General features: G+C 44.9%; 7 protein-coding genes. 5 read left to right on the plus strand and 2 right to left on the minus strand.

Annotated features, from left to right (window positions below):
- The first annotated feature begins 17 nt into the window (after positions 1–17).
- The 4 genes from L3V43_RS19530 (at position 18) to L3V43_RS19545 (ending at position 11394) form a co-directional block, all read left to right on the plus strand.
- Positions 18–7637: a non-ribosomal peptide synthetase gene (locus tag L3V43_RS19530; protein ID WP_267135092.1), complete on the plus strand. Its 7620-nt coding sequence runs from the start codon at positions 18–20 to the stop codon at positions 7635–7637.
- Positions 7638–7765: 128 nt separating this feature from the next.
- On the plus strand, positions 7766–9004 hold the full coding sequence (locus L3V43_RS19535) for an NAD(P)/FAD-dependent oxidoreductase (RefSeq protein WP_174168504.1): 1239 nt from the start codon (positions 7766–7768) through the stop codon (positions 9002–9004).
- A gap of 191 nt (positions 9005–9195) precedes the next feature.
- Positions 9196–10248, plus strand: coding sequence for a hypothetical protein (locus L3V43_RS19540; RefSeq protein ID WP_102056422.1), 1053 nt, complete (start codon positions 9196–9198; stop codon positions 10246–10248).
- A 75-nt stretch (positions 10249–10323) separates the two neighbouring features.
- Positions 10324–11394 (plus strand): hypothetical protein, encoded by a 1071-nt coding sequence (locus L3V43_RS19545; protein ID WP_237117233.1) that lies wholly within the window; start codon positions 10324–10326, stop codon positions 11392–11394.
- Between the two features lie 64 nt (positions 11395–11458).
- On the opposite strand, the gene L3V43_RS19550 is transcribed toward L3V43_RS19545, so the two are convergent.
- Positions 11459–12694, minus strand: coding sequence for an MFS transporter (locus tag L3V43_RS19550; protein WP_237117234.1), 1236 nt, complete (start codon positions 12692–12694; stop codon positions 11459–11461).
- A 169-nt stretch (positions 12695–12863) separates the two neighbouring features.
- Positions 12864–13379, minus strand: coding sequence for an acyloxyacyl hydrolase (locus L3V43_RS19555; RefSeq protein WP_102056419.1), 516 nt, complete (start codon positions 13377–13379; stop codon positions 12864–12866).
- A gap of 180 nt (positions 13380–13559) precedes the next feature.
- On the opposite strand from L3V43_RS19555, the gene L3V43_RS19560 reads away from it, so the two are divergent.
- On the plus strand, positions 13560–14306 hold the full coding sequence (locus L3V43_RS19560) for a transporter substrate-binding domain-containing protein (RefSeq protein WP_010604072.1): 747 nt from the start codon (positions 13560–13562) through the stop codon (positions 14304–14306).
- Positions 14307–14364 lie beyond the last annotated feature (58 nt).

The raw sequence follows: 14364 nt of genomic DNA on the forward strand, positions 1-14364 counted from the left end.
CTAACTACTGTTTTGACCTGTCGGTGACCACCACCTTATGCCCGCTTCTTGCTGGACAAACGGTGTGTGTTTATGAAGGCGATATTCTTGATGCCGCCGCCTTTAGAGCTCATCTAAATGCCGCGAACGTTGGCTTTGTGAAAACCACACCCAGTCTTGCCATGGCGCTATTGCCTGGCAGCGACGCACAAGTCGATGCCCTAATGCTCGGTGGTGAGGCACTGACTGAGCAGGCCATTGCCGCATTAAGCGACCATGTAAACGCTATTTTCGATGAATATGGCCCAACGGAAGCCACAGTCGGTGCGATGCTAGCACAGGCCTACCCACGTCTTCATCAAGGCATAGGTAAAGCCTACCCTAACGTTAATCTTCATGTGTTGTCTGAGTCGCTGCAGCCCATGCCCATTGGTGCGCCGGGTGAGTTATATATTTCAGGCCTTGGGGTTGCCCGGGGTTACTTAAACCGCCCTGAACTCAATGCTGAGCGCTTTATTGATAATCCATTTAGTCACGACCCCGCCCATAGCAAGCTGTACAAAACCGGTGACCTTGCCCGCTTCCTAGACAACGGCGACTTGGTGTATCTCGGTCGTAACGATGAGCAGGTGAAAATTCGTGGTTATCGTGTCGAACTAGGCGAGATTGCCGCTGCTATTGTCGACCAACAAGGCGTACAAAACGCTGTGGTGATTGACGTGCCTGCACCGCAAGGCAAAGCGCTGGCCGCTTATCTTGTCGCAGAGCCTGACCTTGAAATTACCGAGTTAAAGCTCGCCCTAAGTGCTGCTTTACCTGAATACATGGTGCCCAGCCACTTTACTCTAATCGAGCATATTCCACTCACGGGTAACGGTAAGCTTGACCGCAAAGCACTCCCCGTGCCAGAGCTTCAAGCTGACAACCTCTATGTGGCACCACGCAATGCCTTAGAGACCCAACTTTGTGAGATTTGGCAACAGGTACTTGGCCTTGAGCAAGTGGGGATTGAGGATAATTTCTTCCAAATCGGCGGCGATTCAATTGTCAGTATTCAGCTGGTTTCACGCTTAAGAGAAGCAGGATTAACGGTACAAGTTAAAGAAATATTTGCCGCCCCAACTCCCGCGCGGCTGGCAAAGCTTATCAGTGCGAATGGCGACAAGAAGGTTACGATAAAAACTGAACAAGGCCAGCTTGAAGGCGAGTTCGATCTACTGCCTATCCAGCAGTGGTTCTTCGCAAATCAGTTTGCTAACCCCGCACACTTTGCCCAAACTTTTGCCACTGTAATGCCAAGCGCAATCAGTGATGAGAGATTAGTTGAGCTATTGTCCGAGCTTGCTGAGCAACATGATGTGCTCCGCCTTGTTTTCAATCAAAAGACGGCGCACATTACCCAGCAGTACCAACAAAATAATACCATGGCACCTCTAGTTAAACTTGATGCAGACACACTTAGTGACGACGAGCTTGCCAAGCAATTAACCCGCTTGCAGTCACAGTTTGAGTTAAATTCAGGCCCTTTATGGCAGCCAATTCGTGTCAAACGCCAAAGCCAAGATGTATTGGTACTGGCCTTCCACCACCTGATCATTGACTTTGTCTCTTGGCGGATCCTAATTGAGGACATAAATAGCCTTTATCAAGGCAAAAAATTGGCGCAAAAAACCTCAAGCTACCGTCAATGGGTTGAGACCTTAAACCAATACGCACATGTTCAAGCCGAACAAATCGATTACTGGCAAGAAGTACTTGATACTTGTCAAACACACTTAACAGCGAAGAACACACCGACAAACCAAGTGATTAAACTTGACTCTGCATTTACACAAACGTTGCTGTTTGATGCTAATCAAGGCTACCACACAGAGCCTCGAGACCTTGTCGTCGCTGCGCTTTCACTAACTCTCGCTCATATCACTGGTAGTAATGATCAGGTTATTGCGCTTGAAGGACATGGTCGTGAACACATCGCCGAAGATATAGATCATTCACGCACCGTGGGCTGGTTTACGTCATTATATCCACTAGCACTCCATGTGGGTTCTAGTCTCGAAAGCGCTATTGTCAATGCCAAAGAGCAGCTGCGTAAATTGCCAGACAATGGCGTTGGTTTTGGTCAATTCTATTTTTCCAAACAAGTGACGGGGACTTTACCAACCGTTGCATTCAACTATTTAGGCCAAATCGGTGGCACAAAAACGCAGCAACCCAGTGGTGACTTCTACTTAACTGAAGCCATTACAGGTCAACCAGTCGCAAGCGAAAATAATGGTCATTACGTTCTTGATATCAACGCGGCAATTATTCAAGGTCAGCTTGTCTTAAATTGCACCACGGCGTTGTCTGAAACCGAATTTGCCCTATTCCAAAGTCAGTTCACTGCCAGTCTACAAGCGGTGCTGGACACGGCATTACATACCAAAGCGCTTGGCGCCAAACAAACGCCGAGCGACTATAACCTGACAGGCGTCAGCTTCGCCCACTTAGATGCACTGCGCACACGCTACGACCTAGCCGCGGTTTATCCCGCAACAAACTTGCAGCAAGGTTTTATCTTCCACCAGCTTAATAGTCCAGAAGATACCGCCTATCGGGTGCAGTCACAGATGCAGTATTTCGATAAAATTGACACTGCGCTTTACTGTCGTGCGTGGCAACTAACCTCGCTGCAATATCCAGCGCTGCGCTGTGCTTTTGATGTTGAAGAAACCATGCTGCAACTTATCGTGGATCACACCTGTGTTGATGAAGATAACTTTAGCGTGATTGATATCAGTCAATATTCAAAAGCAGAACAACAAGCACACATAGAAAAGCTTGCAAACCAAGTGCTAAATCAGCCATTTAATTTTGCAAGACCGGGGTTATTTACACTGCATTTGGTAAAACGCGGTGAAGCGCATTATCACCTAATAAAAACAGAGCATCACAGCATTTGTGATGGCTGGAGTGGCCCGTTAGTTATGCAGACCGTTCACCAGAACTATACGCAATTACTACAAGGTCAAGAACCTGTTTTACAGGTGGACAACGCCTATTTAGATGCCCATGCTTACCTAAGAGATAATCAGGCCGCCACCAAAGCATTTTGGCAATATCATGTCGCTGATTTATCACAAGCAAACGATCTTAACACCCTGTTTAGTCACTCAACAGATTTAGAAACGCTCCGTCATAATCATGACCCGCAGGCGCTGCATTTTGCCCTACCAAACGAGATGTTAAGTAAGTTGCAGCAAGCATGTCAGCAACATTCTGTCACGCTCAATGCTGCGGTACAATTTGCCTGGCATAAGCTTATCCAAATCTATACTCGCGACGAATTTACTTTAGTAGGTACAACTATCGCAGGTCGCGACTTACCAATTGACGGCATAGAGCAAAGTGTTGGAGCTTACATCAATACGCTACCGCTTTATCTTGATTGGCCTACAGATGCTACCATCGCGCAACAACTCGAGAAGATCCAAACTGCCATTTTGGACTTAAATAGCCATGCGAATGTGTCACTCGCGTCACTGCAACAAGGTGGTAATCGGCTATTCCAAAGCCTAGTCGTTTTCGAAAACTACCCAAGCCTTGAAAATGAACAAGCAGAGGCACAACAAGCTCGCTGGCAGTTTGACGCCGCACCAGAGCAAGTTGAATACCCACTTGCATTGATAGCAAAGGAGCAAGGAGAGTTGCAACTCGAGCTGATGTACGACGCCAGCTTGCTTTCGCCTGCACGTGCCGCACAACTGCAATCTCAACTGCTACTTATCCTCAAGCAAGTCGCTGACAATACTCTCTTACCTCATCAGCACATTGAAATTGCTAATACAGTGGAAAAGGCCCGTATTCTCAACGAGTGGAATAAAACCGAGCGCGAGTCATGTGGCTTCGAGAACTTCAACGACTTATTTAGTGAAAGAGTCGCCGTATTCCCGGATGCAACCGCTGTGTTCTGGCAAGATGAAGCACTAAGCTATCAAGCACTCAACCGCCAGGCTTGCCAGCTTGCCCAGCAATTATTGGTGATTAAGGCTGAGGTTTACGGCAACGAGTATCAAGGTGATTTTCCAGTCTTGTTGCTGCATGAAAAACAGTTGGACTCTATCGTTGCGATCCTCGCTATTCTTAAAGCAGGCGGTGGTTATGTTCCTGTATCACCGGAATTTCCTGACTCAAGGATTGAATATATTGCCAAGGACTGTGGTGCGAAAATCGTGGTCACCCAATCGGGATTAATGGATAGAGTTGCGAGTACAACACTTGCCTCACTGACACATGTACTCAGCGATGCACCAATGGAGGAAACAAGCTTAGACCAAGCGGTATCGGTGAGCACGTCTGATTTGGCTTATATTATCTATACCTCTGGTACCACAGGTAACCCTAAAGGCGTAGAAATCAACCATGCGGCACTATTAAACTATGCCACTGACGACCACTTTATCGATCCCACACGACTGAGCAAGGTCCTTAGCTTATCGAGTATTAGCTTCGACGCGTTTATTTTTGACTGCTTTGTCACACTCAGTAATGGCGCAGCACTACACCTGATAGATAAACAGACTCAACTTGATCCAGAACGACTGATTGAATACTGCCAAGCACAGCAGATTGATACGTGTTTTGTAACCACTGCGCTATTTAATCGTTTAGCTAACGAAGACTTCTTCTTACACGCCGGACTTAAACAGATTAATTTTGGTGGAGAGGCAGTCGACTTAGCTATGGTTGAGCGAGTAAAGCATCAAGCGCCAGAGCTGATGCTTTACCACGCCTATGGCCCAACAGAGACCACCGTTTATGCGACTTGCTGCTTACTCAACACTGTAAATCACGGAGCACCTATTGGCCGTGCCATTGCCAATAAATCTGCCTACGTGTTGTCGCCTGCCGGCAAAATACTTCCACCGGGCGTGGCAGGAGAGCTTTATATTGGCGGCGCGGGTATGGCAAGACGCTATTTACACCGGTCAGATTTAACCGAACAAGCATTCTTAGTTAATCCATTCGCATCGGATAGGTATCTCGCAAGCGGTTGGAACAAAATGTATAAAACGGGTGATTTGGTTAAATGGCGTGAAGATGGTTTATTAGAGTATGTTGGTCGTAATGATTTTCAGGTGAAAATTCGTGGTTACCGCATCGAACTTGGCGAGATTGAAACTGCGATTAAACAACAACCGCAAATTCATACTGCGTTTGTAAACGTGAATGAACAAGATGGGATTAAACGTATCGTGGCCTATTTGGTCATGGCAAATACTGAGTCACTGGATGAGGCAAAGCTTAAGCAAACACTCTCTCACATGCTGCCGAGTTATATGCTGCCAAGTGCCTACGTCACATTAGACGCCCTACCCGTTACGGTTAATGGCAAGATTGATGCCCGAGCACTACCGCAGCCCGATTTTAGCCAAACTGAGACCCTCCATGCTCCAAACACAGAACTGGAACGGCATATCGCTAAAATCTGGTGTGCTGTTTTGGGGATTAAGCAGGTTGGCTTGGAAGATAACTTCTTCCATATCGGTGGGGACTCAATTATGAGTATTCAGCTCATGTCGGCTCTCAAACGTGCTGGCTATTCGCTGTCGACCAAAGACATATTTACGTATCCAACCCTAGAAGCGCTTTGTGCATTTTTGGCAAATAATGAACAGGTAGAAATTGTGGCTGAACAAGGTGAGCTCAGCGGAGAAATCAAGTTATTACCTATCCAGCAATGGTTCCTCAACTCCCACTACCGTCATAAAGCGCATTTTAATCAGTCGGTCATGCTCGCACTTCCGCACAATACCGCGCTAGATACTTTGGAGCGTGCACTCGTGCAGCTGCATCAACAACATGACATGTTGCGTGCTCAGTTTAGCAAAACCGAGACTTGGCAATCCCAATATCAAAGTATTGAAGCGTGCCCAGCACCAAAGCTTATCCATCTGGACACCTTGGGGCTTGATGAGCAGCAAACTGGACTGGCGTTGAGCAAAATACACGCCCGTTTTGAACTCGGTTCAGGTGCTTTGTGGCAACCGGTTTTACTCAGCGATGATACGCCGCTAACTAGACTCGTACTTATCGTTCACCACCTTGTGATTGATGGTGTTTCGTGGCGTATTTTGGTCGAAGACTTAAGCCGCTTGCTACAAGGCGACACCTTAAGCGACAAAACCAGCAGTTATCGCCAATGGTCAGACGTTGTGGCCCAGCATCCTTTTGAACAACAAATACCGTATTGGCAAAACGTGCTAAGCACACAACAAAACATACCTTACGGTAAATCACAACAGCGTCTTACGCATCAATTTGATACTCAGCTTACTGAGCAATTGCTACGCCTTGCTCCTGCTGGATTTAACACAGAAATCAATGATCTCTTAATGAGTGCGTTTACTCGGGCTTGGTGCAATACCTTTGCTACAAACTATTGCCACCTCACGTTAGAAGGCCACGGCCGAGAACATCTGAGTGACCATATTGATACGTCAAGAACACTAGGCTGGTTTACTAGTATGTTTCCGGTTGCTCTGAAAAATGACACGGATTTATCGACGCTGATTATTCAAAGCAAAGAAACGCTTCGTGCCATTCCAGATAAAGGTTTAGGTTTCAGCGAATTGGTCAGACGTGGGGAATTTTCCTTCAATCAATTACCTAAAGTTAGCTTTAATTACTTGGGACAACTTGATAGCAACAATGATGCACAAGATCAGGGCATACGAATGCTAAATGCACACTCAGGCGATGCCAGCAGCAAGGATAATCAGGATGAAATGGCACTCATCGTTAATGCCGAAGTGCGTCAAATGAAACTACAAGTGAGCATTGCAAGTCAGTTAGATGAGATGCAAACCGCCGCATTCATAGAGCAGTTCGATGCTGCCCTTCGAGCCGTCGTTTCACATTCGATTACAGCAGCAAGCCCCCAAGGCATAAAAACCCTAAGCGATATTGAGATCGGCGTATTGGTGAATGAAGCCGATGCTCCTATTGAATGGTTTTTCTTCCCTCCGGGTGGCGGTGGTGCTGAGAGTTACTTGCAATCCATTGCTCCCAAGATTTCCGCGCCTTGTTATTGCTTCAATAACATCTATGCCGCACAGGAAAAACCAAAGGGCTCGCTCGCCTATGACTATTATCAGTTCCAAACATTGGCGTTGCAGTATGCTATTCATCTTAAAAAGCTAAAACCTAGTGGTCCTTATCGGATTTTTGGTTGGAGTTTTGGCGCAACGCTGGCACTTGAGGTTGCCAAACTGCTGCAAAATGAGGGGGACACAGTCGAACACTTGGTGTTCGTCGACCCTTGTTTTGACTATGCCACGATGCATGATGAAGTTTTTGCTCTACACCCAGAGTTCAGTCATCTTGAGCCCGATAGAATTAATTATCACTACCAAAATGATCCGGCATTTTCTAGCACCGCAAAGGTGACGCTATTTAGTGCTGGTTGTGCGGTTGAAGTGGCTCAGTCAGATAGCCTAGAGTTGCAACTTTCCAGTCATATAATCAACCAATACCTTGATAAGAATCAAAATCTTATCGAAGAAGCAATACAACCCAGTCAGGTTCAAGTGTTCACCATGAAAGGGTCGCACAACAGTTGGGTAAAAACACCGGAAGACTTAATAAAAATGTCAGAAATTATGAACACTCTTTAACATTTTATTCGTTAATATAATGTTAAATTATATTTTCTAGAGTGAGGCATTAAAGGGAGCTCCCCTCTTCACTCTAGAATTAATTAATTGCCACATTTTCTCACAATATATGATTAAGGAATTACAAAATGGCTAAGGAAAATGTAGATGTACTTATTATCGGCGCTGGACCTGCTGGGACAATGACCGCTGCAAAGCTAATTCAAGCAGGGTTAACCGTGAAGATCGTTGAACGTAGCCACTTTCCACGCTATGTTATCGGTGAAAGTCTTCTACCACAAAGTATGCAGCATTTAGAAGATGCTGGATTTATGGATGCGTTAGTCGCACGCAATTACCAAAAGAAAATCGGTGCTAATTTTAAACAAGATGACTTCCAGGAGTTTTTTGATTTCTCTAAAAATTATACCGATGGCTGGACATGGACATGGCAAGTTCCAAGAGATGACTTTGACAATGTACTGGCTGAAGAAGTGCAAAAAATGGGTGCCCCCATCGAATTTGGCACTTCCGTAGTCGATGCCAACATGGATCTAGAAGAACCTATCATTAAGGTAGTCAATGAGGCTGGCGACGAGCAGGAGATCCAAGCCAAATTTGTTGTTGACTCAAGCGGCTATGGCCGAGTACTAGCAAATCTACTTGACTTAAATGAACCTTCGTCAGCACCGACTCGGGCAACTTTGTTCGCGCAATTTAAACCAGCTGATGGCATAGAAACTGGGGCTGAAAACAATAAAGTAACGATTCTGGTTCACGAAGAGGATGTATGGGTTTGGCTAATACCTTTCTCTGACGGTCGTGTTTCAGTCGGCTTTGTTGGTAACCCTGAGTATTTGGAGAGTGCAGAAGGCGATGCTAAAGCGCGCTTTTTAACCTACCTTGCTCGCGACCAACATGCATCAGCAATGTTGGAAGGAATGGCGCTGTGTATGGAACCAAAGGAGATCAAAGGCTACTCTAAAGGTATCAAACAACTGTTTGGTAAAAACTTTGTCCTAACCGGTAACGCCAGCGAATTTATTGACCCCGTATTTTCAGCCGGTGTTATGTTTGCCATTGAGTCAGGCGCACGCGCTGCTGATCTCATTGTTGCGCAGTTAAATGGCGAAGAAGCAAATTGGCAGCAAGAATATGAAGCGCATATGCTTAAAGGGATTGCTGTCATGCGCACCTATATTGAAGGCTGGTACGACGGGCGCTTGCGCCGTTTATTTTTCTCAAACAACAAGCCTGAAAAAATTAAGAGCCAAATCACTTCTGTGCTTGCGGGTTATGTATGGGATGAGACTAACCCATTTGTGAACCGCAGCGAGAAAACTTTGAACTTGCTATCTGATCTCCATAATAACCCTGAAATGGCGTGATTTTAGCTTTTGAGACCGGCGTGGGAATAGCTTCTCACGCCACATAATATACTAACAAAGATGCGTTTCAGTAGTAGTGAAAGTAGTTGTGCGATGCCTATAGTTTCCCTTATTTGCGATTAAACAAAGTGGGGAATTTTGTTGTAGGCCGACCATAGATGTGGCACTTGGCGCTTTAAAGGACTTAGACAATGAAAACTAACTTTGTATACACTGCTGCACTTTCAGCGTTATTAACAGGCACTGCACTTGCAACTCCCGCACAGGCCTCAGAATATAAAACAATTCTAATTCATGGCTTTCAAGCAGACCAACTTAACCGCCCTAACAGCACCAATGTCGAACTTGAAGGTGAAGAATACTGGTCATCTTTTTGGATAAACCACGCTGATGAGCGTATTGATTGGCCTTCTTATGAGCGTTTGCAAGGCAAAATCGCAACAGATTATATTTGGCCAAAGCTAAAAGCATTTGCAGAAAATGGCACTTGTAATCCTGGCTGTGTCTTTGTTACCCACTCAACGGGTGATTTAGTCGCGCGCTATATCTTAGATAACCAAGCAACTTGGCTTGAAAATGCGGGCCTTCAACCACTTAATATCGTTGCTACTTTCGACCTTGCAGGCGCGGGTGGCGGAAGCGAACTCGCAGACACAGCTATCAACGCTGCGACTTCTGGTGGTGTAGTAGGTGAACTAACTCGCCAAGCAGTTGAGGCATGGCTGGGCAGCATGCCTGAAGAGTTTGGTATCATGTGGGATTTAAAAGTAAATAATGCGCGACAAGTTGCTCAGTATCCGAGTGACAATGCGCCTCGCCTACGCTTTGTTGCTGATGCAAGCGACTATTACGGCCTAACTTCAGGCTTCTTACCAGGTAACGACGATGGTGTTGTATCAACGCACTCTTCTTGTGGTGCATCAGCAAAAGGTGACTTTGGTAGTTGTAGTACAAGCGTTGCTATCAACGGTCAGTTAGCCTCCCAAGATGATGCAGTAACTAGCTTTATGCCATATCACTATCCACTACTAATGAGCGCGGAATATAGCCACGGTAACCTGCCAGATGCTGGATACCAAGGCAAAGTAACAGCGGCTCGTACTCAGTTTAACGCGGGTTATAAAACGATTAGCTACAACACCTATGAAGAAACAACGGGTAGCTGGTTTTGGAAAAAAACTTACCGTTATGTTAGCGAGTCTAACTCACAAAGTTTTTCACAGTTAATACTAAACTCACTGTAACTTAACGGTTATTTTGCTAATTTCTATACCCAAGGAACTGCTCCATGCAGTTCCTTATATTAACCGAGTATTGCTATGAAAAAGTTTTTGTTGATTAGCGCCATTCTTATTGTGATCTGTATCACTGTAGGATATTTTGCCTTGCAGCGCGAAGCTCTGCCCTCACCTGAGTTAGCAGCAACACCACAAGTCACCACACCTATTTTGACACCACCAACAACACCACCAGTCACACCTAAAACTGCGATAACACAAAAACAATCACTGATCGAATCGCTACCACTGGCACAAGCTGCGCAATCAGCTGCGGCACACTATGAATATACTATTTCTCTACCGCCTTATTCACAGCCCCTTGGCAAAGGTGATTTTGATAGGCTCAATCCAAATCATTTCTATGCCATCGAAATGCCAATTGAAAAAAACAACGAACAAGTGTCTTTGTCGCTGAATCAATATCGCTTTGTACACCCCGCTACTATCGAGATAAGTTTATCTGGTAGTCAATTTTCTAATGCAACCGCAACGATACTTGACCCTACATCGCAGCAAACCTTATCTACCACCCGCCTCAAAGAGTCTAATGGTATTTGGCTTGGTGCAATCGATGGCGAGACAACATGGCCTCAAGAGCTGAATGTTGTTGTGCGTGCTAAACCAAACTCGGCTAAGGCCGTTGCATTAACAGCAAGTATCCGCTATTACCAACCCAGCGCCACACTGCTCGCCATTGCTGAACCTTACCCCGAGCAAGCTGACTTGATAATTCCATTGCAACTTGAAGTAAAGCAAAGTGGTACTTATCGTATCCGTGCAAACCTATTTACTCCCGATGGCACACCAATCAGTCATTTGGTTGAAAAGCAAAAGTTAAGCGAAGGGAAACAGGTATTCAACTTAAAAGCACATCAGTCGGTGCTTGCTCCTTTTTCAGCTAAATCCGGCCCATCCCAGTTCACGTTAAAGACATTTGTGATTGAGAGAATGTCGCCAATGCCGGGAGAGCTTGCGCAGTTTGGTGATAGCAAAATAACCGAATACCACATCACTGATTTCTACTTTGACGCACTGGAGAAGCGCCCATATAAGCCCTCGGCTGCCGAGCGTCAACGTCTGGGTTACTTGCAAAAAATGGCCGGTAAGTAAAGCAACTAACCTTTGCTTTGGATAATTAAACGGTGACCCTTTTTAGGTCACCGAGTTAGCTAAGCTATATCGCTTCAGCCGTCGTCTTAGGCCTCAGCTCAGCAATACGATAAAAACCAAGTGCGGTGATAGATACTAAGGTCATGGTGATAAAAAGCATCATACCGGAGTAAAAATCTAAAATAAGCCCACCTAAAATGGGCGCTAATGCATACCCCAATGAACATAAGCCAGCAGCACCAAAATAGCTAGCTTTCAGGTTATCTGGTGCCAACCTGTCAATATAGACATTGATGTTAGTAAACATAATTGCTTCGCTCAGACTCAACACCATCATGGCTGCAATCCATCCCCAAATATTGTGTACATCATTCAAGGCCATCATGACTTGTGAAATAATCAATATCACACCACCCGCATAAAGCCTATTTTCAATGCGCCAATTACGCATCAGATGTAGTAATGGAAACTGACAAACGATGATCACACTAGAATTTGCGATGATTAAGCTAGAAATTAGCCAAGCTAGATCGGGGACCTCTGCACGCGTCAAATACTGCACTAAGCTAGAGTCACATTGCGCATAAACCAAATACACTAAAGTTGTAGCGATGAGCACAATTAAAAAAACTTTATCTTTTCGTAAGATCCTCAGCCACTTTGCAAACTTGGGTACCGACTGAGCGGCAGACTGCAAAGCGAAAGTCTGCGCTTCACTCAGTTTAGGTCTAAAGTAAAGCAGCGCGAGCAACAAACCAATATACGAAATGCCAGTATAGATAAAGCTAAACTGCTCACCATTAAGCCCCGCCCATAGCCCGTACAATGGTCCTAAAGCCGCTCCCACATTCACGAGAAAATAGAGTAAATGCAGTGCAAGCTCTCTGTCTTTTGCGTCGGCAAGTTCTTCAGTAAGTAACGCTTTACTAGGCGCATCCCAAAGCGTCCTAGGTAGACAAGCTAAAAACACTGAGGTTGCAAACAACCACAACGACTCAGCCACAGCCAACAGAGAAAAAGAAATCACACCAACAAACACTGCCGTGTAGAGCATTTTGGTGCGACCAAAGCGATCAGCGAGATTCCCCGTATAAAACCCCAAAAATACGGCGAAAGTCGCTGACACCGTCAGCAATAAACCGACCTCTGTTGCACTCAGTCCATAATTTTCGTAAAGAATAACAGCCAAAAAAGGCCATACCATGTAGTAACTAGCGCGAACGAAAAAGTTACCAACAAGCATTACCCAAACTAAAGGTGTAAAGCGCTTTAACCGCTCAATTGCAGAGCTATTCTCCATTGATGTTCCTTGATTATTATTGGTTTACACAGAACCCTAATTCCTAAACCTTAGTTTAGGTCAAGCGTTTAACTGCATTCTATTATCTTGGATACTGGAATTTTATGAAGAAAAAATTTCATCCTTGAAATCACAAAGGGAGATAAAACTAACTCAATGAAATTAAGCGTTAAAACCGCTTAACGTAGAACACATTAAAAAAGTCAAGACCGGGGTTGTGGTCGCTCAAACCAGCATTAGAATAATGTAGATATCGGATCCCAACTTTAGTACTGGGGTTCAAATTAACACTAAGTCCAATGCGGTCTTCAAACTGATAGTGAACACCAATGTCTTTACCCGCAAATCGAGTATCACTGACGTAGGTCATGCCAATTCCAAACTCAAAATTTACCGGCTTTCCAGCAAACTCATTCAGTGGAACACTAAGCACTGGTGACAATGCAATAGCAAACGTCGTGTCTGAGCGTTTTGGTTTGCCGTATTCCCAATAGTTGGTGCTCAGCTCAAAATAAACATAGGCACCTTCTCCAAAACCATAATCCGCTAAACTATAATGCAAGGGACGATACCCAAGCCGCAGTCCTTTTACATCCCCCTCTCCCATCACATAATCAACTGCAACTTCACTAGCATGTGAGTAAGTAGACACAAACAACATAAGCAAGAATAAAACTAAGCGCATAACGACTCCTCTACAACAAGAGCAATTCTACGCCGTTATTTAATTCTTAAAAGACACCAAAAGACCATATAATAATTGCCATTTAAGCACCAATTTGAAGTTTTAATCGGTACATTAATTTAACTAAAACCAATAACAAATTATGAGTTATACTATTAAAAACGATCTTGAGAATGTGGTATGCAGTATATAATTGGGAGCGTTATAGGGATATTTAGTGTATTCAGTGCCTTAGCCGCAGCACCAACAAAAGTAGATATCTATACCGAGCATTTTCCTCCGTACCAGATAGAGCAAAAGAACGGCACCATTACTGGGCTTGCCACTGATATCGTGCGCCTCATTATGTGGGAAGCAGAGCTAAGCTATCAAATTTATATGTTGCCTTGGACTCGCGCAAAAGCCTTCTCCAAAAAATCCCCTTATTCATTGCTCTACTCGATCGCCAGAACGGAGCAACGTGAAGAAAACCATATCTGGATTGCGCCACTTTGTGAGCTAAAGGTCGCCTTTTATAAGCGTGCTGATATTGCCGATCAGCAGGTGTGGGAAATATGGAAAATCAAACAACATGTTGTCGCTGTTGCGGCTGATCAGCTCTCCGAAAACTATTTAAAAGCACAAGGCTTTGTCGCCGATAAGAATATGCTATCAGTAACCAGTTTTAGTCGTGCAGGTGAGCTGCTTGAAAGAGGCAGAATAGACTTTATTTTTGGTGCCGAAAACTTTGTAGATAGAATGGCTGCTAGAATGGGTTTAGTGGAGCAATGGGACAAAGTGCTAGAAGTCCCTGAGTTAAGTAAAACCCTCTATTTAACCGCCAACCCGAGCGCCCCTCCAGAGTATATAAATCGGCTACGCGCCGCCGCTGAACGAGTGCAGATGCAACGCAAAAAGGTTGATGTCGGCTGCCCCATTGACGAGTAATTCATCGTTTGCTACTGAACTTTGTACGTCGCTGTGATAGCATTTTCAAAATTGTATA

Origin of the sequence: Pseudoalteromonas sp. L23 (assembly GCF_021728455.1) — a bacterium.
Classification (GTDB): domain Bacteria; phylum Pseudomonadota; class Gammaproteobacteria; order Enterobacterales; family Alteromonadaceae; genus Pseudoalteromonas.